General features: G+C 64.6%; 22 protein-coding genes. 11 read left to right on the top strand and 11 right to left on the bottom strand.

The genetic code is table 11. The features are described 5' to 3' along the window. Positions 1–6 precede the first annotated feature (6 nt). From mrdA to lipA, 8 genes are all read left to right on the top strand, one after another. Complete coding sequence (gene mrdA / locus B4I46_RS02165; RefSeq protein ID WP_258660164.1) at positions 7–1959, top strand: penicillin-binding protein 2; 1953 nt, start codon at positions 7–9, stop codon at positions 1957–1959. A gap of 31 nt (positions 1960–1990) precedes the next feature. Continuing rightward, positions 1991–3094, top strand: coding sequence for a rod shape-determining protein RodA (gene rodA / locus B4I46_RS02160; RefSeq protein ID WP_043863944.1), 1104 nt, complete (start codon positions 1991–1993; stop codon positions 3092–3094). Positions 3095–3111: 17 nt separating this feature from the next. Further along, a complete protein-coding gene (mltB, locus tag B4I46_RS02155; protein ID WP_043863903.1) occupies positions 3112–4122 on the top strand; it encodes a lytic murein transglycosylase B in 1011 nt (336 codons plus the stop codon). Further along, positions 4122–5123 (top strand): septal ring lytic transglycosylase RlpA family protein, encoded by a 1002-nt coding sequence (locus B4I46_RS02150; RefSeq protein WP_043863902.1) that lies wholly within the window; start codon positions 4122–4124, stop codon positions 5121–5123. Before mltB ends, B4I46_RS02150 begins: the two co-directional genes overlap by 1 nt. Positions 5124–5258: 135 nt before the next feature. Next, a complete protein-coding gene (locus B4I46_RS02145) occupies positions 5259–6419 on the top strand; it encodes a D-alanyl-D-alanine carboxypeptidase family protein (protein ID WP_043863901.1) in 1161 nt (386 codons plus the stop codon). A gap of 76 nt (positions 6420–6495) precedes the next feature. Then, positions 6496–6771, top strand: coding sequence for a DUF493 domain-containing protein (locus tag B4I46_RS02140; RefSeq protein WP_043863900.1), 276 nt, complete (start codon positions 6496–6498; stop codon positions 6769–6771). Continuing rightward, complete coding sequence (gene lipB, locus B4I46_RS02135) at positions 6771–7418, top strand: lipoyl(octanoyl) transferase LipB (protein ID WP_043863899.1); 648 nt, start codon at positions 6771–6773, stop codon at positions 7416–7418. Before B4I46_RS02140 ends, lipB begins: the two co-directional genes overlap by 1 nt. Before the next feature lie 2 nt (positions 7419–7420). Continuing rightward, positions 7421–8443 carry a lipoyl synthase gene (lipA, locus tag B4I46_RS02130; RefSeq protein ID WP_043863898.1) on the top strand — a complete coding sequence of 341 codons (1023 nt, stop codon included), beginning with the start codon at positions 7421–7423 and terminating at the stop codon, positions 8441–8443. Positions 8444–8579: 136 nt separating this feature from the next. Here lipA and B4I46_RS02125 read toward each other — a convergent pair whose 3' ends face one another. The 5 genes from B4I46_RS02125 to leuS form a co-directional block, all read right to left on the bottom strand. Further along, on the bottom strand, positions 8580–9896 hold the full coding sequence (locus B4I46_RS02125; protein WP_043863897.1) for a lytic murein transglycosylase: 1317 nt from the start codon (positions 9894–9896) through the stop codon (positions 8580–8582). Positions 9897–9957: 61 nt separating this feature from the next. Beyond that, positions 9958–10122: an alternative ribosome rescue factor ArfA gene (gene arfA / locus B4I46_RS02120; protein WP_054916343.1), complete on the bottom strand. Its 165-nt coding sequence runs from the start codon at positions 10120–10122 to the stop codon at positions 9958–9960. 137 nt (positions 10123–10259) lie between these two features. Further along, on the bottom strand, positions 10260–11297 hold the full coding sequence (holA, locus tag B4I46_RS02115) for a DNA polymerase III subunit delta (RefSeq protein WP_058540594.1): 1038 nt from the start codon (positions 11295–11297) through the stop codon (positions 10260–10262). Between the two features lie 39 nt (positions 11298–11336). Then, entirely contained in the window at positions 11337–11942 is a 606-nt protein-coding gene (gene lptE / locus B4I46_RS02110; RefSeq protein ID WP_054916345.1) for an LPS assembly lipoprotein LptE, read from the bottom strand. 58 nt (positions 11943–12000) lie between these two features. Next, complete coding sequence (gene leuS, locus B4I46_RS02105; RefSeq protein ID WP_054916346.1) at positions 12001–14607, bottom strand: leucine--tRNA ligase; 2607 nt, start codon at positions 14605–14607, stop codon at positions 12001–12003. Between the two features lie 237 nt (positions 14608–14844). Between leuS and B4I46_RS02100 the strand changes: the two genes are divergently transcribed. Together B4I46_RS02100 and B4I46_RS02095 are read left to right on the top strand one after the other, a co-directional pair. Beyond that, on the top strand, positions 14845–15162 hold the full coding sequence (locus B4I46_RS02100) for a hypothetical protein (protein ID WP_043863893.1): 318 nt from the start codon (positions 14845–14847) through the stop codon (positions 15160–15162). A 134-nt stretch (positions 15163–15296) separates the two neighbouring features. Then, complete coding sequence (locus B4I46_RS02095; protein WP_043863892.1) at positions 15297–16058, top strand: YdcF family protein; 762 nt, start codon at positions 15297–15299, stop codon at positions 16056–16058. Here the strand turns inward: B4I46_RS02095 and lnt are convergent. The 5 genes from lnt to miaB all read right to left on the bottom strand — a co-directional run bounded on the left by lnt (position 16055) and on the right by miaB (position 21365). Continuing rightward, complete coding sequence (gene lnt / locus B4I46_RS02090; RefSeq protein ID WP_043863891.1) at positions 16055–17572, bottom strand: apolipoprotein N-acyltransferase; 1518 nt, start codon at positions 17570–17572, stop codon at positions 16055–16057. The genes B4I46_RS02095 and lnt overlap by 4 nt on opposite strands. Before the next feature lie 8 nt (positions 17573–17580). Further along, positions 17581–18420, bottom strand: coding sequence for an HlyC/CorC family transporter (locus B4I46_RS02085; protein ID WP_043863890.1), 840 nt, complete (start codon positions 18418–18420; stop codon positions 17581–17583). 5 nt (positions 18421–18425) lie between these two features. Then, positions 18426–18920: an rRNA maturation RNase YbeY gene (gene ybeY, locus B4I46_RS02080; protein WP_043863889.1), complete on the bottom strand. Its 495-nt coding sequence runs from the start codon at positions 18918–18920 to the stop codon at positions 18426–18428. Next, the gene (locus B4I46_RS02075; RefSeq protein ID WP_043863888.1) at positions 18913–19914 is read right to left on the bottom strand and encodes a PhoH family protein; all 1002 of its coding nucleotides are present in this window, start codon (positions 19912–19914) and stop codon (positions 18913–18915) included. The genes ybeY and B4I46_RS02075 overlap by 8 nt, the downstream gene beginning before the upstream one ends. 122 nt (positions 19915–20036) lie before the next feature. Then, positions 20037–21365, bottom strand: coding sequence for a tRNA (N6-isopentenyl adenosine(37)-C2)-methylthiotransferase MiaB (gene miaB, locus B4I46_RS02070; RefSeq protein WP_043863887.1), 1329 nt, complete (start codon positions 21363–21365; stop codon positions 20037–20039). A 129-nt stretch (positions 21366–21494) separates the two neighbouring features. Between miaB and B4I46_RS02065 the strand changes: the two genes are divergently transcribed. Then, positions 21495–21821 carry a DUF1820 family protein gene (locus B4I46_RS02065; protein WP_043863886.1) on the top strand — a complete coding sequence of 109 codons (327 nt, stop codon included), beginning with the start codon at positions 21495–21497 and terminating at the stop codon, positions 21819–21821. Between the two features lie 8 nt (positions 21822–21829). Here the strand turns inward: B4I46_RS02065 and B4I46_RS02060 are convergent, their stop codons facing one another. Beyond that, a complete protein-coding gene (locus B4I46_RS02060; RefSeq protein ID WP_058540589.1) occupies positions 21830–22378 on the bottom strand; it encodes a tetratricopeptide repeat protein in 549 nt (182 codons plus the stop codon). Positions 22379–22567 lie beyond the last annotated feature (189 nt).

Below are 22567 nucleotides of genomic sequence, written 5' to 3'. Positions count from 1 at the left end.
TTTTCAATGTCGCAGCCGATTCGCCTCAAGGACCACGAGAAAGACGCCCGCCTGGTGCGTAGCCGCGTCGTGGTCGGCGCAGTCGCGATCGTGCTGCTGATTTGCGTGCTGATCGCCCGGCTGTACTACCTGCAGGTCATTCAGTACGACTACCACTCCACGCTGTCGGAGAACAACCGGGTGCATGTGCAGCCGATCCCGCCGACACGCGGGCTGATCTTCGACCGCAACGGGGTGATCGTCGCCGACAACCGGCCAAGCTTCAGCCTGACCATGACCCGCGAGCGTTCCGGTGACTGGCAGCAGGTGCTCGATTCCATCGTCGAGGTGCTGGAGCTGACCGAGGACGACCGGGCACTGTTCGAAAAACGCATGCGCCAGGGGCGTCGGCCCTTCGAGCCGGTACCGATCCTGTTCGAGCTGACCGAAGAGCAGATCGCCCGGATAGCGGTGAACCAGTTCCGTCTGCCGGGTGTGGAGGTGGCGGCGCAGCTGGTACGCCATTACCCGCAGGGTGCGCACTTTGCGCATTCGGTCGGCTATGTGGGGCGCATCAACGAAAAAGAGCTCAAGTCCCTCGACCCGGTCAACTACAGTGGCACCCACCATATCGGCAAGACCGGTATCGAGCGCTTCTACGAAGCCGAGCTGCATGGCCAGGTCGGCTACGAAGAGGTCGAGACCAACGCCCGTGGCCGGGTGCTGCGGGTGCTCAAGCGTACCGATCCGATCCCCGGCAAGGACATCGTCCTGAGTCTGGACATCAAGCTGCAGGAAGCCGCCGAAGCGGCGCTGGGCGGTCGTCGTGGCGCGATCGTGGCGCTCGACCCGAACACAGGTGAAGTGCTGGCGATGGTCAGTCAGCCGAGCTTCGACCCCAACCCCTTCGTCACCGGCATCAGCTTCAAGGCCTATGCCGAGCTGCGCGACTCGATCGACCGCCCGCTGTTCAACCGCGTACTGCGCGGCCTGTACCCGCCGGGGTCGACGATCAAGCCGGCAGTGGCCATCGTCGGCCTGGACACCGGCGCGGTCACGGCCACCTCGCGAGTGTTCGACCCGGGCTACTACCAACTGCCCAACTATGACCACAAGTACCGCAACTGGAACCGCACCGGCGATGGCTGGGTCGACCTCGACACGGCGATCATGCGTTCCAACGACACCTATTTCTACGACCTGGCGCATAAGGTCGGCATCGACCGGCTTTCGGCCTACATGAACCGCTTCGGCATCGGCCAGAAGGTCGCGCTGGACATGTTCGAGGAATCCTCCGGGCTGATGCCGTCGCGTGACTGGAAGCGCGCGACCCGGCGCCAGGCCTGGTTCCCCGGCGAGACACTGATCCTCGGCATCGGCCAGGGCTACATGCAGGCCACGCCGCTGCAACTGGCCCAGGCCACCGCGCTGATCGCCAGCAAGGGCAAGTGGAACCGCCCGCACCTGGCCAAGACCGTCGAGGGCGTGCGCCCGGTGGACGAGAACCCGATGGAAGACATCGTGCTGCGTGACAAGGCCGACTGGAACAGGGTCACCCACGGCATGGAGATGGTGATGCACGGTGCCCGTGGTACCGCGCGCAAGGCCGCCATCGGCGCGCAGTACCGCATCGCCGGCAAGAGTGGTACTGCGCAGGTGGTCGCGATCAAGCAGGGCGAGAAGTATGACCGCAACAAGGTGCAGGAGCGTCACCGCGACCACGCCCTGTTCGTGTCCTTCGCCCCGGCCGAAAACCCGAAGATCGTGGTGTCGGTGATGGTCGAGAACGGCGAGTCCGGCTCCGGCGTGGCCGCCCCCGTGGTGCGCCAGGTGATGGACGCCTGGCTGCTCGACCAGAACGGTCGCCTCAAGCCTGAATACGCCAACCCCGCGGGCGCCCCGACCAATGTGTCGGTGACCACCCCGGCCGCCCCGCCAGCCAACCCTACAACCGCGCAGGAAACGGCCAGTGAAGAGTAATTTCGATCGCATGCTCTCCAGCGAGGACGTGATGCGCCGCCGCGCCAGCTTCCTGCAGCGCATCCACGTCGACGGCCCGCTGCTGGTGCTGCTGCTGACCCTGGCCGCCGGCAGCCTGTTCGTGCTGTATTCGGCCAGCGGCAAGAACTGGGACATGCTGCTCAAGCAGGCGTCCTCGTTCGGCCTGGGCCTGGTGTCGATGTTCGTCATCGCCCAGCTGGAGCCACGCTTCATGGCGCGCTGGGTGCCACTGGCGTACGTCGGCGGGGTGATCCTGCTGGTGGTGGTGGACGTGATGGGCCACAACGCCATGGGCGCCACGCGCTGGATCAACATCCCCGGGGTGATCCGCTTCCAGCCGTCGGAGTTCATGAAGATCATCATGCCGGCGACCATCGCCTGGTACCTGGCCAAGCGCACCCTGCCGCCGCACCTCAAGCACGTGATGATCAGCCTGATCCTGATCGGTGTGCCGTTCATTCTCATCGTGCGCCAGCCCGACCTGGGCACCGCGTTGCTGATTCTGGCCTCGGGCGCGTTCGTGCTGTTCATGGGCGGGCTGCGCTGGCGCTGGATCCTCAGCGTGCTGGCGGCGGCAGTGCCGGTGGCGGTGGCGATGTGGTTCTTCGTCATGCACGACTACCAGAAGCAGCGCGTGCTGACCTTCCTCGACCCGGAAAGCGACCCGTTGGGCACCGGCTGGAACATCATCCAGTCCAAGGCGGCGATCGGCTCGGGTGGGGTATTCGGCAAGGGTTGGCTGCTCGGCACCCAGTCGCACCTGGACTTTCTGCCCGAGAGCCACACCGACTTCATCATCGCCGTGCTCGGCGAGGAATTCGGCCTGGTGGGCATCTGCGCGCTGCTGCTGATCTACCTGCTGCTGATCGGTCGCGGCCTGGTGATCACGGCCCAGGCGCAGACGCTGTACGGCAAGCTGCTGGCCGGCAGCCTGACCATGACCTTCTTCGTATACGTGTTCGTCAATATCGGTATGGTGAGCGGCCTGTTGCCCGTGGTGGGCGTGCCGCTGCCCTTCATCAGCTATGGCGGAACTTCGCTCGTGACGCTGCTGTCAGCGTTTGGGGTTTTGATGTCGATCCACACGCACCGCAAATGGATCGCGCAGGTTTGAATAAGGTGAACAATTCAATGCAAGCAATGCGTGGCTGGGTGGCTCGCTGTGCCCCCTGGGTCGGGCTGTTGGGGCTGCTGGCCCCAGGTCAGCAGGCGAGTGCCGCCGATTATGACGGCTCGCCCCAGGTGGCCGAGTTCGTCGGCGAGATGACCCGCGACTACGGCTTTGCCGGCGAGCAACTGATGGCGGTGTTTCGCGAGGCGCAGCGCAAGCAGTCGATCCTGGATGCGATCTCGCGCCCGGCCGAGCGGGTCAAGCCGTGGAAGGAATACCGGCCGATGTTCATCACCGACGCGCGCATCGCCCGCGGTGTGGACTTCTGGCGCCAGCACGAGGCCACCCTGGCGCGCGCCGAAAAGGAATACGGCGTGCCTGCCCAGGTGATCGTGGCGATCATCGGCGTGGAGACCTTCTTTGGCCGCAACACCGGCAATTACCGGGTGATCGACGCGCTGTCGACCCTGGGCTTCGATTACCCGCCGCGGGCCGAGTTCTTCCGCAAGGAGCTGCGCGAGTTCCTGCTGCTGGCCCGCGAAGAGCAGGTCGACCCGCTGACCCTCAAGGGCTCGTACGCCGGCGCCATGGGCCTGCCGCAGTTCATGCCCAGCAGCTTTCGCGCCTATGCCGTGGACTTCGACGGCGACGGCCACATCAATATCTGGACCAACCCGGACGATGCCATCGGCAGCGTGGCCAGCTACTTCAAGCGCCATGGCTGGGTGGCCGGCGAGGGCGTGGTCAGCCGCGCCCAGGTGCGTGGCGAACGTGTCGACGAGGGCCTGAGCCCGGGTATCGAGGCGGTCAAGACCGTCGCGCAGTTGCGGGCACTGGGCTGGTCGAGTCATGATGCGCTGCGCGATGATCTGCCGGTCACCGCCTTCCGGCTCGAAGGCGACAACGGCCCGGAATACTGGCTGGGCCTGAAGAATTTCTACGCGATCACTCGCTACAACCGCAGCGTGATGTACGCCATGGCGGTACATCAACTCTCGGATCAGCTGGTCCAGGCAAGGGGCGCCAGGTAATGCGCGTACTGTTTACTGACACATCTCTCAAACTGATCGGTTGCGCGGCCCTGGGCCTGTTGCTGGTCAGCTGCTCCTCCAGCCGCCCGACGCCGCAAGGTGGCAGCAACGTGGTTCGCGCCAAGCCGGGCCTGGACATCAACCGGGCCCACAAGGACGGCGCGCCGTGGTGGGACGTGGATGTCTCGAAGATCCCCGACGCCACCCCAACGGTGCACACCGGCAACTACAAGGCCAACCCCTACACGGTGCTGGGCAAGACCTACTTCCCGATCCAGGACTCGCGCAATTACCGCGCCGAGGGTACGGCGTCGTGGTACGGCACCAAGTTCCACGGGCAGAACACCGCCAATGGCGAGGTGTACGACCTGTACGGCATGAGTGCGGCGCACAAGACCCTGCCACTGCCGGCCTACGTCAAGGTGACCAACCTGGACAACCAGCGCAGCGTGATCCTGCGGGTCAACGACCGTGGTCCGTTCTATTCGGACCGCATCATCGACCTGTCCTACGCCGCGGCCAAGAAGCTCGGCTACGCCGAAACCGGTACCGCCCGGGTGCGCGTCGAGGGCATCGACCCGCAGCAATGGTGGGCCCAGCGTGGTCAGCAGGCGCCGATGGTGCTCAACCAGCCCCAGGTGGCCCAGACCCAGCCGCTGCCGGCCAGTACCGGCACCGTCGAGCAATGGACCCCGCCGCCGCAGCAGCACGCGGCGGCCGTGGTGCCGGTGCAGGTTGCCAACAACGGCAGCGGGCCGGCCAGCAATGGTCTTTACTTGCAGGTCGGCGCGTTCGCCAACCCGGATGCGGCCGAACTGCTGCGCTCCAAGCTCAGCGGCATGGTCAGCGCGCCGGTGTTCATCAGTTCCATCGTGCGCAACCAGCAGACCCTGCACCGCGTGCGCCTGGGGCCGATCAACAGCCAGGGCGAGGCCCAGCAGATGCAGGACAGCGTGCGCCTGGCCAACCTGGGGCAACCCAAAGTCGTCACGGCAGACTGATCGGGGGGACTGATCGGTTTGTCATGCAGTCGGGCAGAGCAGCCATGTACAATGGCCGTTTTGCTCGCCAGGCCCAGCGCCTGGAATACGTTTTGCCCGCGAGGGCATGAGCCCAATAGCCATTTCGAGAGACGGATGAACATAACCAGCTTTGCCAAACGCCTTTGCCTGCTTGTACCGCTGATGATCGCTCCTGCCGCTTTCGCGGCAGAGCAGATGATGCCGTCGCCGCCGCAACTGGCAGCCAAGTCCTACGTGCTCATGGAAGCCTCCAGCGGCAACATCCTGGTCGAGAACAATGGCGACCAGCGCCTGCCTCCGGCGAGCCTGACCAAGCTGATGACCGCCTACATCGCCACCCTGGACATCCGTCGCGGGCAGATCGGCGAGAACGATCCGGTCACCGTCAGCGAAAACGCCTGGCGTACCGGCGGTTCGCGCATGTTCATCAAGGTCGGCACCCAGGTCAGCGTCAGCGACCTGCTGCACGGCATCATCATCCAGTCCGGCAACGACGCCAGCGTCGCCCTGGCCGAGCACATCGCCGGCAGTGAAGACGCCTTCGCCGACATGATGAACAAGACTGCCACCGACCTGGGCATGAGCAACAGCCACTTCATGAACCCCACCGGCCTGCCGAACCCCGAGCACTACTCCTCGGCGCACGACATGGCGGTGCTGGCACGGGCGATCATCCACGAGGATCCGGCGCACTACGCGATCTACTCGCAAAAGGAATTCTTCTGGAACAACATCAAGCAGCCCAACCGCAACCTGCTGCTGTGGCGCGACAAGACCGTCGACGGCCTGAAGACCGGCCACACCGACGAGGCGGGCTACTGCATGGTGTCCTCGGCAGTACGTGACGGCATGCGCCTGATCGCCGTGGTGTTCGGTACCAACAGCGAGCAATCGCGCGCTGCCGAAACCCAGAAGCTGCTGACCTACGGTTTCCGCTTCTTCGAGACCCAGACCTTCTACCAGAAGGGCACCGAACTGGCCCAGGCGCCGGTGTGGAAGGGCAAGACAGCCCAGGTCAAGGCAGGTCTTGCCGAAGACCTGAGCATGACTTTGCCTAAAGGCCAATTGAAGAAGCTGGCTGCAAGCATGACCATGAACCCGCAGCTGACCGCGCCCATCGCCAAAGGTGACGTGATCGGTAAAGTGGAAGTCAAACTGGATGACAATGTGGTACACAGCGCCGACCTGATCGCGCTGGACGACGTGGAGGAAGGTGGTTTCCTGCGTCGTGCGTGGGATAGCATTCGGCTATTCTTCTACGGGCTGTTCAACTGATATCGTGACCTGCCATGCCCCCGCACACTCACGCGGGGGCATTGTTGTTGCCACGGCTTACGAGGCCGTTACTGCCATGACCGAACCAGACGTCAAGTCGCACAAGATCGAATTCCCCTGCGCTGATTACCCGATCAAGATAATCGGCGACACCGTGGTCCATTTCAGGGACACGGTGATCGAGATTCTCAAGAAATATGCCGAGGTCGACCTCAAGACCCTGGCCGAGCGCCAGAGCAAGGAAGGCAAGTACACCACGGTGCAGCTGCACATCATTGCCACCAGTGAAGACCAGTTGCAGAACATCAACAGTGCCCTGCGCGCGACCGGAATCGTGAAAATGGTGCTCTGATGTCGGCCAGCCTCGGCTTTCGCGACCTCGGCCTGCTGCCTTACACGGCCGTGCTCGAGGCCATGCGTCGGTTCACCGACCAGCGTGGCCCGGGCACGGCCGATGAAGTGTGGCTGGTTGAACACCCGCCGGTGTTCACCCAGGGCCAGGCCGGCAAGGCCGAGCACCTGCTGCTGCCGGGAGATATCCCGGTGGTGCAGACCGACCGCGGTGGCCAGGTGACCTACCATGGACCGGGTCAGCTGGTGGCCTACCTGTTGCTCGATGTACGCCGCCTGGGCTTTGGCGTGCGTGACCTGGTCAGCCGCATGGAGCGCTGCCTGATCGAGCTGCTGGGCAGTTATGGCGTCGAGGCGGCGGCCAAGCCCGACGCGCCTGGCGTCTACGTCGACGGGGCGAAGATCGCCTCCCTCGGCTTGCGCATTCGCAATGGCTGTTCTTTCCATGGCCTTGCCTTGAACGTGGACATGGACCTTGCGCCATTCCGCCGGATTAACCCCTGCGGGTATGCGGGGCTGGCCATGACCCAGCTGCGCGATCAGGCAGGCCCGATCGAACTCACCGAGGTAAGGGCAAGGCTGCGCGGGCAGCTGGTCAAGCACCTCGACTATGCTGAGCAGACGACCCTTGCGGGCGGAATCGACTGAATATGAATACTGTTGTGCAAGAACCGCAGCAAACCCTTATTCCCACTCAGGACGTCAGCGCGCGCCCGGCCCCACGGCCCAAGGTCGAAGCTGGCGTCAAGCTGCGTGGCGCCGAAAAGGTTGCACGTATCCCGGTCAAGATCATCCCGACCGAGGAACTGCCGAAAAAACCTGACTGGATCCGCGTGCGCATCCCGGTGTCGCCGGAAGTCGACCGCATCAAGCAGTTGCTGCGCAAGCACAAGCTGCACAGCGTGTGCGAAGAGGCTTCCTGCCCGAACCTGGGCGAGTGCTTCTCGGGCGGCACCGCCACCTTCATGATCATGGGTGACATCTGCACCCGTCGCTGCCCGTTCTGCGACGTCGGCCACGGCCGGCCCAAAGCGCTGGATGTCGACGAGCCGATGAACCTGGCCGTGGCCATCGCCGACCTGCGCCTGAAGTACGTGGTGATCACCTCGGTGGACCGCGACGACCTGCGTGACGGCGGTGCCCAGCACTTTGCCGACTGCCTGCGCGAGATCCGCAAGCTGTCGCCGGGCGTGCAGCTGGAAACCCTGGTGCCGGACTACCGCGGACGCATGGACGTGGCACTGGCGATCACGGCCCAAGAGCCGCCGGATGTGTTCAACCACAACCTGGAAACCGTGCCGCGCCTGTACAAGGCCGCGCGTCCGGGTTCGGACTACCAGTGGTCGCTGACCCTGCTGCAGAAGTTCAAGGAGCTGGTGCCGCACGTACCGACCAAGTCCGGCCTGATGCTGGGCCTGGGCGAGACCGACGAGGAAGTGATCGAGGTGATGCATCGCATGCGCGAGCACAACATCGACATGCTGACCCTGGGCCAGTACCTGCAGCCATCGCGCAGCCACTTGCCGGTGCAGCGTTTCGTGCACCCGGACACCTTCGCCTGGTTCGCCGAGGAAGGCTACAAGATGGGCTTCAAGAACGTCGCCTCGGGCCCGCTGGTGCGTTCGTCGTACCATGCCGACCAACAGGCGCACGAGGCCAAGATCAAGCTGTGACCGGCGTGTGACTGGCTGAAAAAAGGCCCCCGTACCAGCGATGGTACGGGGGCCTTTTTGTTGATGGCTTCACTGGCTTCTTCGCCGGCAAGGCCGGCTCCTACAGGCTGTGGGAGCCGGCCCTGCCGTCGCGCTGTCAGCGCTTGCGCAGGCTTTCCAGCAGCTTGTGCGTCGGGTAGCCATCGGCCGGCCAGCCCTGCGCCTGCTGCGCACTGCGGATGGCCTTGCGCGTGTTGGCGCCGATGATCCCGTCTGCGGTACCCGCGTCATAATTGTTGGCGCTGAGCAGTTGCTGCAGCTCGATCCGCTCGCTGCGGCTCAGCGGCAGGTCATCCTTGGGCCACGACCCGCGAATGAAGCCCGAGTTGTCGAAGCGTTCCGCCAGCAGGCTTACGGCCAGCGCATAGGACGACGAGTTGTTGTACTTGAGGATCGCGCGGAAGTTGTCCAGCACCAGGAATGCCGGGCCACGGGCGCCCGCCGGCAGCAGCAGGGCGGCCGACAGCTGTTCGGTACCAGCCGGGGCACGGGCACCGGCTGGCAGGGTCACACCCAGTTGCTGCCACTCGGCCACGCTCTTGCGCAGGCTGCCATCGGCCAGCCAGTAGTCGAAGCTGCCTGGCACCTGGACTTCGAAGCCCCAGGGCTCGCCACGTTTCCAGCCGGAGCTTTGCAGGTAGTGCGCGGTGGAGGCCAGCGCATCGGCCGAGCTCTTCCAGATGTCGCGGCGACCGTCGCCGTCGAAGTCCACGGCGTGGGTGTTGTAGGTGGTCGGGATGAACTGGGTCTGGCCCATTGCGCCGGCCCACGAACCCAGCATGGCCTCGGGCTGGATATCGCCGTTCTGCAGGATCTGCAGGGCCGCGATCAGCTGCGCCTGGGCAAATGCCGGGCGGCGTCCTTCATAGGCCAGGGTGGCCAGGGAGCGGATCACCGACTTGCTGCCCTGGAACTGGCCGAAGTTGCTCTCCATGCCCCATACCGACACCAGTACGCTGCGGTCCACGCCATAGCGTTGCTCCAGCTGGCTGAGCAGAACGGCATGCTGGTCGAGCAGCTTCTTGCCGTTGCGAACGCGCAGGGGCGACAGCGCGCCCTCGAGGTATTCCCACACCGGCCGGGTGAATTCGGGTTGGCTGCGGTCGGCCTTGATCACGTCCATGTCGGGGGTGATGCCGATGAACGCGCGGTCGAAGGTGGCCGGGGTGATGCCGGCCTGCAGGGCCTGCTGACGAAAGCCGGCTTGCCATTGGGCAAAGGTCTGCAGAGGCTGGATTTCCGGGCTGGCGTCGGTGTTCGGGGTGGGCAGGGTGACCACCGGGGCAGGTTGCGCGGGAGCCAGGGGCAGGGTGTCGGCGACGGTAGGTTGCTCGGCACAGGCGACGAGCAGGATAAGGCTGGAAGCTGCGGTCAGCTGGCGAAGTTGCCGGCGACGGGAGGGGCATAAGGGCATGCATGGGTCCAGGTATTTCAGGTCAGGTGACGACCATATCATGCCTGTGGGTTTCTTGCTTTCATGCGGCCAAAAAGTGAGAAGCCTCCCAATCTCTCGATTGGAAGGCTTCGCGGCGGTAGCTGCCTTTGCCTTTGCCGGCGGGTTCCTGACGGCTGCGGAACAAGGGCTGGGCGATGATCGATTTGGCCTTGTTGGGCCGGTGCTTTGCGGGCTTTTTGCTCATGGCAGAGGTCCTGCTCAGATGGGTGTGGGCGCAATATAGGCGCTGAACCCCTCGCAGGCAAGGGCAGAGCCGGCATTGCCGGCGATGGGCTGCGCAGCGGCCCCCAGAAGCTTCGCCGGTGCTGACCGTCAGGGGGGTTACTCGGCAGGCAATGCCAGCCGCTGCCCCGCCATCAACAGCGACAGCCGCGACAGGCTCACCCAGGGCGAGCCCTGGGCCTGGCCCTTTATCTGCGCATCGATGCGCTGGGCATCCTGCAGCAGCTGCGCCCAGCGTTGCGCCGAGTAACGCTGCAGGGCCTTGCTCATCAAGGGCTTGCGCTTGTCCCACACTGGCGGGCGAGCCTGGCTGAACGCCTTGTCCAGCGGCACGCCCTGGGCGAACTGCTGGGCCAGGCCGGCCAGTACACGCAGCTCGCGCGCCAGTGCCCAGAGGATCACCGGTGGCTCGACCCCTTCGCCGCGCAGCCCCTCGAGCATGCGCAGCGCATGCGCGGCCTCGCCGTTGAGGATCGCATCGACCAGGCCAAACACGTCGAAACGTGCACTGTCGGCCACTGCTGCCTGCACGGTTTCCACCGTGATCGTGTTGCCGTCGGCCAGCAGCTTGAGCTTTTCGATCTCCTGCGCTGCGGCCAGCAGGTTGCCTTCGACCCGTGCGGCGATCAGCTCCACCGCATCACGCTGGGCCGAGAGCCCGGCCTGGGCCAGGCGCTGGTTGATCCATTGCGGCAGCTGCTGGGTGTCGACCGGCCAGATCTGCACGAACTGCACCTGCTGGCCTTCGATCAGGGCCTTGCCCCACTTGGTCTTCTGCGCGCTGCCATCAAGCTTGGGCAGGCTGACCAGCAGCAGGGTGTCGTCGGCCGGGCGCGCACAGTATTCGATCAGTGCCGCCGCGCCCTTGTCGCCGGGCTTGCCCGATGGCAGGCGCAGCTCCAGCACACGCTTTTGCGCGAACAGCGACAGGCTGGCACCGGCCTGCAGCAGGGTGCCCCAGTCGAAGTTGGCGTCGGCGCTGAACACCTGGCGTTCGTCGAACCCTTGCTGGCGAGCCGCCAGGCGCACCGCATCGGCGGCTTCCTGGCACAGCAACGGGTCGTCGCCACTGATCACGTAGACCGGTGCGAGGTTGCCTTGCAGGTGTTTGGGCAGTTGGGCAGGTGTGAGCTTCATAGGACAGATAGACGGGGCGCCGAAGCGCCCCGTTCAGGCTCAGTTGGCCGGCAGTTCCAGCGGCGATTGCTGGGGGGTTGCATCCTGGGCACGGCGTGCAGCTTCAAGCGCCTGGGCTTCGGCCTTGGCCCGCTCATCGGCCTGCTGTTGCAGGCTGTCGAGCTGCTCGGGGGTCAGTTGCTGCAGGCGCAGCACCATGCGCTGCACCAGCTCGCGACGAATCTCGTCACGGATCTGGCCGGCTTCCTGATCGGAACCGGTCAGGTTGTTGCTGTCGTGCACGTAGACCTTCTGCACTTCGATCTTGTCGTTCAGCAGGCTCAGGTTGTCCAGGCCCTTGATCTCGTAGCTAAGCTCGGTGGTCAGCTCGTACTCCACCGAACGGCCGGCGCCGGCATAGCTGGCCGCGCGCTGGTTTTCCTGTTCGTTGGTCAGGATCAGCTTGTACGGCGCACCTGTGTGCACGTTGACGCCGCTGGTTTGCAGTACCTGGCGCAGCTGGGTCACGGTTTCGCCATAGGCATTGCGCGCGCTCAGGTCGATTTCCTTGAGGCTCAGCTCGGTGACACCGGTGCCACGCAGCTGGAAACCGCAGGCGCTGAGCAGGACCGCCAGGCCCATCACCAGCAGATTGCGTTTGATCATCTTGTTGCTCCCTTGAACCTTGTAGGCGGTGCGGGCGCCATCAAGGCGCCCGTTGCTCTCAGTTGGCGACGATATTGACCAGCTTGCCAGGTACCACGATGACCTTGCGGATGCTCAGGCCTTCGGTGAAACGCAGTACGTTCTCGTTGCTGCGCGCGGCGGCCTCGATTTCTTCACGGCTGGCGCCGGCCGGCATTTCGATGTGCCCGCGCAGTTTGCCGTTGACCTGGATGACCAGTTCGAGGGTGTCCTGCACCAGCGCGCTTTCGTCGACCGCCGGCCAGCCGGCATCGATGATGGCCTGGGTGTGGCCCAGGCGCTGCCACAGCTCGTGGCTGATGTGCGGGGTGATCGGCGCCAGTATCAGGGCCACGGTCTCCAGGCCTTCCTGGATCAGTGCACGGTCCAGGTCGGTGGCTTGCGAGGCCTTTTCCAGCACGTTCATCAGGGTCATCACCTGGGCGATGGCGGTGTTGAACTTGTTGTGCTGGCCCACGTCGATGCTGGCCTGGCGGATCGCCGAATGGGTGGCACGGCGTACCAGCTTCTGTGCGTCGTTCAGGTTGCCCAGCTCCAGCTTGCCCGGCAGACCCTGGCCAACGTGGGCCTGGGCCAGGCGCCAGACGCGGCGCAGGAAGCGGTTGGCACCCTCGACGCCGGAGTCTGACCATTCCAGGCTCATGTCGGGCGGCGAAGCGAACATCATGAACAGGCGGCAGGTGTCGGCACCGTAGGCTTCGATCATCGATTGCGGGTCGACGCCGTTGTTCTTGGACTTGGACATCTTTTCGGTGCCACCGATGATCACCGGCAGGCCGTCGGTCTTCAGGCGTGCACTGATGGCCTTGCCCTTGGCATCCAGCTCGACTTCGACGTCGGCCGGGTTGAACCAGTCCTGGCCGCCGTTGCTGGCGACACGGTAGTAGGTGTCGGCCACGACCATGCCCTGGGTCAGCAGGTTCTTGAACGGCTCGTTGGAGGTGACCAGCCCTTCGTCGCGCATCAGCTTGTGGAAGAAGCGCGCGTACAGCAGGTGCAGGATCGCGTGCTCGATACCGCCGATGTATTGATCGACCGGCAGCCAGTGGTTGGCCGCCTTAGGGTCGACCAGGCCCTGGTCGTAGTTGGGCGAGGCATAACGGGCGAAGTACCAGGACGACTCGACGAAGGTGTCCATGGTGTCGGTTTCGCGCTTGGCCGGCTGGCCGCATTTCGGGCAGCTGCATTCGTAGAATTCAGGCAGGCGCGCCAGCGGCGAGCCGGCGCCGTCCGGAACCACGTTCTCCGGCAGGATGACCGGCAGTTGGTCTTCCGGCACCGGTACGTCGCCACAGGCGTCGCAATGGATGATCGGGATCGGGCAGCCCCAGTAGCGCTGGCGGCTGATGCCCCAGTCGCGCAGGCGGAACTGGGTGCGGGATTGGCCCAGGCCCTTGGTGATCAGGGCGGCTTCGATGGCATCGAAGGCGCCGGGGAAGTCCAGGCCGTCGAACGCGCCGGAGTTGATCAGCTGGCCGTGCTCGTTGTAGGCGGCCTGCCATTCGCTGCCCACTTGATCGCCGGCACTGGTGCGCACCACGGTCTTGATCGGCAGCTTGTACTTGGTGGCGAACTCGAAGTCGCGTTCGTCGTGGGCCGGTACGGCCATGACTGCGCCGTCGCCGTAGTGCATCAGCACGTAGTTGGCGACCCACACCGGGAGCTTCTCGCCGGTCAGCGGGTGCTCGACCAGCAGCGAAGTGGCCAGGCCCTTCTTCTCCTGGGTGGCGACGTCGGCTTCGGCAACGCTGCCGCTCTTGCACTCGTCGATGAACGCCTGCAGCTCAGGGTTGCCCTTGGCTGCGAGGGTCGCCAGCGGGTGCTCTGCGGCCACTGCCACGTAGGTGGCGCCCATCAGGGTGTCGGGGCGGGTGGTGAAGACTTTCAGCGTGCCCGCTTCGCCGATGCTGGCCTGGTCGTAGGGGAACTGCACTTCCATGCCGCGCGACTTGCCGATCCAGTTGCGCTGCATGGTCTTGACCTGTTCAGGCCAGCCCGGCAGCTCGTCGAGGCTTTCCAGCAGCTCGTCGGCGTAGGCGGTGATCTTGAAGTAGTACATCGGGATTTCGCGCTTTTCGATCAGCGCGCCGGAACGCCAGCCACGGCCGTCGATGACCTGCTCGTTGGCCAGTACGGTCTGGTCGGCCGGGTCCCAGTTCACGGTGCCGTTCTTGCGGTAGATCACGCCCTTTTCGAACAGGCGGGTGAACAGCCACTGCTCCCAGCGGTAGTAGTCCGGCTTGCAGGTGGTGATCTCGCGGGTCCAGTCGATCGCCAGGCCCAGGCTCTTGAGCTGGGTCTTCATGTAATCGATGTTTTCGTAGGTCCACTTGGCCGGTGCCACGTTGTTCTTCATCGCGGCGTTTTCCGCCGGCATGCCGAAGGCGTCCCAGCCCATTGGCTGCAGGACGTTCTTGCCGAGCATGCGCTGGTAGCGCGCGATCACGTCGCCGATGGTGTAGTTGCGCACGTGCCCCATGTGTAGCTTGCCGCTTGGGTAAGGGAACATCGACAGGCAGTAGTAGGTGTCCTTGCCTGGCTGTTCACTGACGTCAAAAGAGTGGTGCTCGTTCCAGTAAGACTGGGCGGCGGCTTCGATTTCGCGGGGCTGATAGAGTTCGTGCATGGCTACTTTGCGCTGAGAAATGGGAGACCTTATCCAGGCTGGTTCAAAACCGTTGTGCCCGGCAATCCGGTGTCAAGAGTGAACGCCGTAGCATACATGACCCCCGTCCATCGTGGGAAACCCTGATTGCACCGGATCGGCCGGCGTTCCGTTGGTCGCGGCAACGGGCTGGTTTTGGGAGTGCCGCTAAGCTGACGTGTGGGGGGAGATGAATCTTATCTTCAATGAGGTGAACGGATGGGAGAGTCGCAGCTGGAACCACTGAAGCCGGAGATTTACGAGCGGTTGCTCGATCGCCTGGGGCTTGCCCTGGATGTCGCCCGTACGGCCGCTCGATTGCGTGATGAAATGCCTGCCGAACTGGAACTGCGTGGCCTGAGCCGCGCCGAATTCGACGTGATCAGGGCCTATCTGGCGTCGTTGCCGGAGGGGGCGCCGGGTCGTGCCGAAGCGATGCAGCAAGCGCAGCCGCCGTCCAGGGCCAAGGTCGTCTGGCTCAAGCAGGCGGCGCGTTCCACCCACACGGCAAAGCCCGGAAAGCTGCACTGCAAATAGATAGGCAGTTGCCGGGCACAATCAGGCGCAGGCGGAGTGCGCCACTGGCACCATGATTCCCATTGATCGGCGCCTGGCGGCATTGTTGCCAGGCGCCGTTTGTCTGTAGCCTTGGGCATCCATGGAGGTGCCTGATGCCATTTCGCTATTTCATCAAACAACTGATTCTGCCGCCCGGCGTGCTGCTGTTGCTGCTGCTGGCAGCGTGGTGGCTGCGCCGGTCCTGGCCGCGTACCTCGCTGTTGTGTTTCATCGCCGGCCTGGGCGGGCTGTGGCTGATGAGCCTGCCGGTGGTGGTGGAGTTCGCGGCGCGCCAGCTGGAGCGTGTGCCGCCGCTTGCGCCGCAGCAGTGGCAGGCGCTGGCCGGCCAGGCCGACGCGATCGTGGTGCTGGGCGCCGGGCGCGAGCGCGGTGATCCGGCCTGGGGTGGGGCCGACCAGCCCACCGGCGTGGCACTGGAGCGCATGCGCTACGCGGCGCAACTGGCCAAGGCCAGCGGCCTGCCGCTGTTGACCAGCGGTGGGCTGCACTACGGTACGCCGCCGAGCGAGGCGCGATTGATGGCCGATTCGTTGCAGCGCGATTTCGACGTGCCGGTACGCTGGCTCGAAGAGCAGAGCCGTACCACCTGGGAGAACGCCCAGATGAGCGCCGCGCTGCTGTTGCCGCAGGGCGTGAAGCGTGTGGTGGTGGTCACCCAGGCCTGGCACATGCCGCGTTCGGTGTGGAGTTTCGAACAGGCGGGGTTCGACGTGGTGGCGGCGCCGGTTGGCTATCTGGGGCATGCCTATGCACGCCCGTTCGGCGGCTGGATGCCCGAGAGCCGCGCCATGTGGCAGAGCGGCCAACTGCTCAACGAAGCAGTCGGCCTGCTGGGTTATCGCCTGTTCTACTAGACCGTCTTGGCAATGCGGCTGGCCAGCAGGGCCCAGCCGAACAGGCCCAGGCACAGGAGGGTCAGCGGCCAGGAGCGCCAGTGCAGGTAGGGCGTGAGTTTCTGCATCGGCACCACTTCACCGTAGAGGATGCCGCGTTCGAACTGCGGAATCTGCGCGGTGATCTTGCCGAACGGGTCGATCAGGCCGGTGACGCCGTTGTTGGTGGCGCGGATCATCCAGCGCCCGGCTTCCAGCGCGCGCATCTGCGCCATCTGCAGGTGCTGGATGGGGCCGATCGACTTGCCGAACCAGGTGTCGTTGCTGATGGTCAGCAGGATGTCGCTCTTGGCGGCAAGGCTGGCGGCCAGTTCCGGGTAGACCACTTCGTAGCAGATCATCGGCGCCAGGTGGTAACCCTTGGCCTGCAGCATGGCCTGGTCTTCGGGGCCGCGGGCGAAGTCCGACATCGGCAGGTCGAAGAAGGCGATCAGGCCACGCAGCATGTCCTGCAGGGGCACGTACTCGCCAAAGGGCACCAGCTTCTGCTTGAGGTAGGTGCCGTCACCCTCGCCGACCACGGTGATGCCGTTGTAGTAGCGCCGCTGCTGGTGCACCACCTCACGTACCGGCACACCCGTGATCAGCGCCGAATGCCGGTCAGTGGCGAAGCTGCCCATCATGTCCAGGTAGCCCTGGGCCTGCTCCTTGAGCACCGGCACTGCGGTTTCGGGCCACACGATCAGGTCCACGGGCCGGGAACTGAAGCTCATGTCGCGGTACAGCGCCAGTTGCCGGTTGAGCTGCTCGGGGTCCCACTTCAGTTCCTGCTCGATGTTGCCCTGGATTGCCGCGACCTTCAGCGGCTCGCCCGAAGGCACGGTCCAGGCATGGCCCTTGAGCGCCAGGCCGATGATCCACGGGGCGAACAGCAGCAGCGCGCCGATGGCCATGAAGCCCTTGCGCTCGCGCAGGCGATGCAGGTTGCACAGCAGGGCGGCGGTCAGGGCCAAGGTGAAGGACACCAGCCACATGCCGCCCAGCGGAGCCAGGCCCGCCAGCGGACCGTCCAGCTGACTGTAGCCGGCATAGAGCCACGGGAAACCGGTGAGAAACCAGCCGCGGAACGCCTCCTGGCCCACCCACAGGGCGGCAAAGCACAGGGCGTCGGCCAGCGGTGCTTCAGGGCGGCGCAGCCAGCGCGCCCACAGCCAGGCCGGCAGGGCGAAAAACCACGCGATGGCGGCGAAGAACAGCAGCATCAGGCCGCCGGCCAGCAGCGCCGAGGCGCCGCCGTAGTCGTGGATGCTGACGTAGATCCACCAGGTGCCGGCACCGAACAGGCCGAAGCCGTAGCACCAGCCGCGCCACAGCGCCTGGCGCGGGCTCAGCTCGCGCAGGCCGAGGTAGAACAGCGCCAGCGACAGCAGCGACAGCGACCAGATGTCGAACGGGGCCAGGCTCAGCGGGGTGAGGGCGCCGGCCGCCACGGCCAGCAGGTTACCGGGCCAGCCGGGGCGGGTGATCCAGCGCATGGTTGTCCTTAACGGGTGATGGGGGTCAGGCGCAGCAGGTGAATCCGGCGGCTGTCGGCATTGAGGATGCGAAAGCGGTACGGGCCGATCTCGGTGGTTTCGTTGCGCTTGGGCAGGTGGCCGAAGGCGCTCATGACCAGGCCGCCGACGGTGTCGAACTCGTCGTCGGAGAACTCGCTGTCGAAGAACGCATTGAAGTTCTCGATCGGCGTCAGGGCCTTGATCAGGAAGTCGCCGCTGGGCAGCGGCTTGATGTAGCTGTCTTCCTCGACGTCATGCTCGTCCTCGATGTCGCCGACGATCTGCTCCAGCACGTCCTCGATGGTTACCAGGCCCGCCACGCCGCCGTATTCGTCGATGACGATGGCCATGTGGTTGTGGTTGGCGCGAAACTCGCGCAGCAGCACGTTCAGGCGCTTGGACTCGGGCACGAAGGTGGCCGGGCGCAGCAGGTCCTTGATGTTGAAGCTGTCTCCGTTCTCCTTGAGGATCAGTGGCAACAGGTCCTTGGCCAGCAATACGCCAAGCACGTCGTCGTGGCTCTCGCCGACCACCGGGTAGCGCGAATGCGCGGCGTCGATCACTGCCGGCAGGAACTCGCGCGGGGTCTGCGACGCCTTGATGCTGATCATCTGCGAGCGCGGCACCATGATGTCGCGCACCTGCAGGTCGGCGACCTGAATCGCACCTTCGACGATGGTCAGGGCCTCGCTGTCGAGCAGCTTGTTCTGGTGCGCTTCGCGCAGCAGCTCGAGGAGCTCCTGGCGGTTTTTCGGCTCATGGGCAAAAGCCTGGGTCAGTTTGCCCAGCCAGGACTTTTGCCCGTTGCTCGATCGATCTTCGCTCATGGCGGTTACTCGTGATCCTTGCAGATATCAGTGTGGGGTGCGTCGTGTTCGTCGTCGGCGTACGGGTCGGGGTGACCCAGTTCGGCAAGCAACGTTCGTTCCAGTGCTTCCATTTCCTCGGCCTCATCGTCGTCGATGTGGTCGTAGCCCAGCAGGTGCAGGCAACCGTGGATGACCAGGTGGGCCCAGTGGGCTTCGAGGGCCTTGCCCTGTTCGGCGGCCTCGCGCTCCACCACCGCCACGCAGATCACCAGGTCGCCCAGCAGCGGGATGTCGAGCAGGTCGTCGGGCACATCGGCCGGGAAGGACAGCACGTTGGTGGCGTAGTCCTTGTGCCGCCAGGTGTGGTTCAGCTCGCGGCCTTCGGCTTCGTCGACCAGGCGGATGGTCAGTTCAGAATCGGCACTGCGCTGGCGCAGGGCCAGGGCGCACCATTGGCGGAACTGTTCTTCACTCGGGGCGCTTGCCTGGGTGGCCAGTTGCAGATCGAGCTCAAGCATCGTGCGGTTTGCCTTCGGTCGGGCCCGCCTGTGCATTCTCGAAGCGCTCGTAGGCTTCGACGATGCGCTGGACCAACGGGTGGCGCACGACGTCCTTGGGCTGGAAATGGGTGAAGCTGATGCCCGGCACGTCCTTGAGCACGCTGATGACGTGGGCCAGGCCCGACTTGGTGCCGCGCGGCAGGTCGACCTGGGTGATGTCACCGGTGATCACGGCAGTGGAACCGAAGCCGATACGGGTGAGGAACATCTTCATCTGCTCGACGGTGGTGTTCTGGCTCTCGTCGAGGATGATGAAGCTGTTGTTCAGGGTGCGGCCGCGCATGTAGGCCAGCGGGGCGATCTCGATCACCTGGCGTTCGATCAGTTTGGCCACGTGTTCGAAGCCGAGCATCTCGTACAGGGCGTCGTACAGCGGGCGCAGGTACGGGTCGATCTTCTGGGCCAGGTCGCCGGGCAGGAAGCCGAGCTTCTCACCGGCCTCGACTGCCGGGCGTACCAGCAAGATGCGACGTACCTGTTCACGCTCCAGCGCGTCGACCGCGCAGGCCACGGCCAGGTAGGTCTTGCCGGTACCGGCAGGGCCGATACCGAAGTTGATGTCGTTGCCGAGGATTTCCTTCACGTAGCGCTGCTGGTTGAGCCCGCGTGGGCGAATCATGCCCTTGCGCGTGCGCAGCGAAACGCTGACTTCGTTGACTGCCGGGTTCTCCAGCGCTTCAACGGCCGATTCCTGCAGGAACAGGTGGACCATTTCCGGGGACAGCTCGGTGGCCTTGGTCTCGCGATAGAGACGGCGCAGCAGCTGTTCGGCAGAGGAGGTCAGTTTGGGTTCGCCGATCAGTTCGAACTGATTGCCGCGGTTGCGGATCTCGATGGCCAGGCGCTGTTCGATCAGGCGCAGGTGCTCGTCGAACTGCCCGCACAGGTTGGCGAAGCGATGAGCCTCGAAGGGCTCGAGGATGAAGCGATGAGGTTCTATGGGTGCGTTCAAGGTCGTTTTTAGCCGCCCTACGGCAATTTGGATGAATTCAAGGATAACCCCACCCGCGCTACGGTGAAAGCGCTGAAACGATCAAGGGTCGCCGGGCCGCTCGTCGGGCCCGGCGCAGGCCCTTATTGCACCAGCGAACCGAACAGCGAATGTGGCCGTGCATCGTCGATGTGGATGTCGACGAACTGGCCGATCAGCGTGGGATTGTCGCAGCGGAAGTTGACGATACGGTTATTCTCCGTGCGCCCCTGCAACTGCCCCGGGTCGCGTCGCGAATAGTCGGTTACCAGGATGCGCTGCAGGGTGCCGACCATCTGTCGGCTGATCTCGAAGCCCTGGTGGTCCAGGCGGTGCTGCAGTGCAGCCAGGCGTTCCTTCTTCAGCGCCTCGGGGGTGTCGTCCGGCAGGTCGGAGGCCGGGGTGCCCGGACGCGGGCTGTAGATGAACGAGTAGGAGAAGTCGAAGCCGACCTCGGCCACCAGCTTCATGGTGTTCTCGAAGTCTTTCTCGGTTTCGCCGGGGAAGCCGATGATGAAGTCGGAACTGATGCAGATGCCCGGTACCGCCGCCTTGAGCTTGCGCAGCTTGGACTTGTACTCCAGCACCGTGTGCCCGCGCTTCATCGCCGCCAGCACGCGGTCCGAGCCCGACTGCACCGGCAGGTGCAGGTGCTTGACCAGCTCCGGCACCTCGGCGTGCGCCTGGATCAGGCTGTCGGAGAACTCCAGCGGGTGCGAGGTGGTGTAGCGGATGCGGTCGATGCCGTCGACGGCCGCCACCACCCGGATCAGCTCGGCGAGATCGGCCACGCGACCGTCGTGGGTCTGCCCCCGGTAGCCGTTGACGTTCTGGCCCAGCAGGGTGACTTCACGCACGCCGTTCTCGGCCAGGTGGATGATCTCGGCCAGCACGTCGTCGAACGGGCGGCTGACCTCTTCGCCGCGGGTATAGGGCACCACGCAGAAGGTGCAGTACTTGCTGCAGCCTTCCATCACCGACACGTAGGCGGTGGGGCCGTCGATACGCGGTTCGGGCAGGTGGTCGAACTTCTCGATCTCGGGGAACGACACGTCGACTTGCGGCAGGCGCGTGGTGCGCGCCGCGTCGATCATCTCGGGCAGGCGGTGCAGGGTCTGCGGGCCGAACACCACGTCGACATAGGGCGCGCGCTTGCGGATCGAATCACCTTCCTGGCTGGCCACGCAACCGCCCACGGCGATCACCATGTCGGGCTTGGCGTCCTTGAGCTCGCGCCAGCGGCCTAGCTGGGAGTAGACGCGGTCCTGGGCCCGTTCGCGGATCGAGCAGGTGTTGAGCAGGATGACGTCGGCGTCTTCGGCCCGCTCGGTCACCTCCAGCGCTTGATGTTCACCCAGCAGGTCGACCATGCGCGAGCTGTCATACTCGTTCATCTGGCAGCCATGGGTTTCGATATAGAGCTTCTTGGCCATGCGTGATCATCAGGTGATTCAAAGAACCGCGCATTATAGGGCGCGTGGGCGAGGGTTCCTAGCGCTGTCGCTCGGGCGGCTATGTTATAGTTTGCGGCTTATTTCCCCCTGTGACTGTTCCAGCCCCCAATGACCAAACGCGAAGCTCCCATCTACAAAGTCATCTTTCTCAACCAGGGCCAGGTGTTCGAGATGTACGCCAAACAGATCTACCAGAGTGACCTGTGGGGTTTTCTGGAGATCGAGGAATTCGTGTTCGGCGAGCGCACTCAGGTCGTGGTCGACCCGAGCGAGGAGAAGCTCAAGGCTCAGTTCGAGGGTGTGGTGCGCAGCTTCGTGCCCATGCATTCGATCGTGCGCATCGACGAGGTCGAGCGCCTGGGCACGCCGAAGGTGAGTGAAGCCCGTGGCGTCAGCAACGTGATGCCGTTCCCGATGCCGATGCCCGAGAAGTAACGGCTGCGTTACGGAAGGGGTGCGAAGGGCGTGCGACCGTCGACGGTCTGCAGCTCCAGCAGGTACTTGCGAAAGATCTGGCCGAGTACCTGGGTGGCCATCTCCAGTTCGTCGCGCTGCATTTTTGCCGACACTTCGTCGGCCATGTCCAGCGCGTCTTCGGCGCCGTTCACCGCGGCCATCTTCAGCACGATATAGGCCTGCACGTTGTTGGCGGCGACGCCTTCGCCGCGAAAGAACATGCTGCCCAGGCGATATTGCGCTTCGGCGTGGCCTTGCAGCGAGGCCTGCTCGAAATAGTTGAGTGCCTTGTTCAGGTCTTGCGGGGCGTTCTTGCCGTCGTAATAGAACTCGCCCAGCTCGTACTGCGCCTGTGCGTCGCCGGACTGCGCGGCCTGCTGGCAGCTGGCCAGGGCCTGTTGCAGTTCTTCGGCAGGCGTATTGAGGGTGCAGCGGCCTGCTGCCGGGATCAGCAACGAGTTACCGCCTGCGGTGGCCAGCAGGGGCTGAAGTAGCAACAGGCAGCCCAGTGCGAGGGCGCGGCCGGCGCGGTTCATGGTGATCGACTTACCTCTGCAAAGCTGCGGCCAATGTGTCTGGTGGCACATTATGGGATAAGCAGCGCCCACCTTACAAAGTCTTTACTCGATTTTCTGCCGAGGGAGGAAGGCGGGGAGGCTTGCGATGGCTGTTCTGGCGTCTTTGCCGGCCAGGCCGGCCCGTGCAGTTTGCATGAGATTGCATGC

The organism is Pseudomonas sp. UBA7500 (genome assembly GCF_002478435.1).
Classification (GTDB): domain Bacteria; phylum Pseudomonadota; class Gammaproteobacteria; order Pseudomonadales; family Pseudomonadaceae; genus Aquipseudomonas; species Aquipseudomonas palmensis.
Note: the sequence above shows the minus strand (reverse complement) of the source record. Positions and strands in the feature narration are given on the sequence as shown.

What these genes read in the sequence shown, in the direction of transcription:
- B4I46_RS02065 (WP_043863886.1), top strand. Translation starts at nt 21,495, where the DNA reads ATGACCAAACGCGAAGCTCCCATCTACAAAGTCATCTTTCTCAACCAG.
- B4I46_RS02060 (WP_058540589.1), bottom strand. Translation starts at nt 22,378, where the DNA reads ATGAACCGCGCCGGCCGCGCCCTCGCACTGGGCTGCCTGTTGCTACTT.
- B4I46_RS02085 (WP_043863890.1), bottom strand. Translation starts at nt 18,420, where the DNA reads ATGAGCGAAGATCGATCGAGCAACGGGCAAAAGTCCTGGCTGGGCAAA.
- rodA (WP_043863944.1), top strand. Translation starts at nt 1,991, where the DNA reads ATGCGCCGCCGCGCCAGCTTCCTGCAGCGCATCCACGTCGACGGCCCG.
- B4I46_RS02100 (WP_043863893.1), top strand. Translation starts at nt 14,845, where the DNA reads ATGGGAGAGTCGCAGCTGGAACCACTGAAGCCGGAGATTTACGAGCGG.
- mltB (WP_043863903.1), top strand. Translation starts at nt 3,112, where the DNA reads ATGCAAGCAATGCGTGGCTGGGTGGCTCGCTGTGCCCCCTGGGTCGGG.
- leuS (WP_054916346.1), bottom strand. Translation starts at nt 14,607, where the DNA reads ATGCACGAACTCTATCAGCCCCGCGAAATCGAAGCCGCCGCCCAGTCT.
- miaB (WP_043863887.1), bottom strand. Translation starts at nt 21,365, where the DNA reads ATGGCCAAGAAGCTCTATATCGAAACCCATGGCTGCCAGATGAACGAG.
- lipB (WP_043863899.1), top strand. Translation starts at nt 6,771, where the DNA reads ATGTCGGCCAGCCTCGGCTTTCGCGACCTCGGCCTGCTGCCTTACACG.
- holA (WP_058540594.1), bottom strand. Translation starts at nt 11,297, where the DNA reads ATGAAGCTCACACCTGCCCAACTGCCCAAACACCTGCAAGGCAACCTC.
- ybeY (WP_043863889.1), bottom strand. Translation starts at nt 18,920, where the DNA reads ATGCTTGAGCTCGATCTGCAACTGGCCACCCAGGCAAGCGCCCCGAGT.
- lptE (WP_054916345.1), bottom strand. Translation starts at nt 11,942, where the DNA reads ATGATCAAACGCAATCTGCTGGTGATGGGCCTGGCGGTCCTGCTCAGC.
- B4I46_RS02150 (WP_043863902.1), top strand. Translation starts at nt 4,122, where the DNA reads ATGCGCGTACTGTTTACTGACACATCTCTCAAACTGATCGGTTGCGCG.
- B4I46_RS02095 (WP_043863892.1), top strand. Translation starts at nt 15,297, where the DNA reads ATGCCATTTCGCTATTTCATCAAACAACTGATTCTGCCGCCCGGCGTG.
- mrdA (WP_258660164.1), top strand. Translation starts at nt 7, where the DNA reads ATGTCGCAGCCGATTCGCCTCAAGGACCACGAGAAAGACGCCCGCCTG.
- B4I46_RS02140 (WP_043863900.1), top strand. Translation starts at nt 6,496, where the DNA reads ATGACCGAACCAGACGTCAAGTCGCACAAGATCGAATTCCCCTGCGCT.
- B4I46_RS02145 (WP_043863901.1), top strand. Translation starts at nt 5,259, where the DNA reads ATGAACATAACCAGCTTTGCCAAACGCCTTTGCCTGCTTGTACCGCTG.
- lnt (WP_043863891.1), bottom strand. Translation starts at nt 17,572, where the DNA reads ATGCGCTGGATCACCCGCCCCGGCTGGCCCGGTAACCTGCTGGCCGTG.
- arfA (WP_054916343.1), bottom strand. Translation starts at nt 10,122, where the DNA reads ATGAGCAAAAAGCCCGCAAAGCACCGGCCCAACAAGGCCAAATCGATC.
- lipA (WP_043863898.1), top strand. Translation starts at nt 7,421, where the DNA reads ATGAATACTGTTGTGCAAGAACCGCAGCAAACCCTTATTCCCACTCAG.
- B4I46_RS02125 (WP_043863897.1), bottom strand. Translation starts at nt 9,896, where the DNA reads ATGCCCTTATGCCCCTCCCGTCGCCGGCAACTTCGCCAGCTGACCGCA.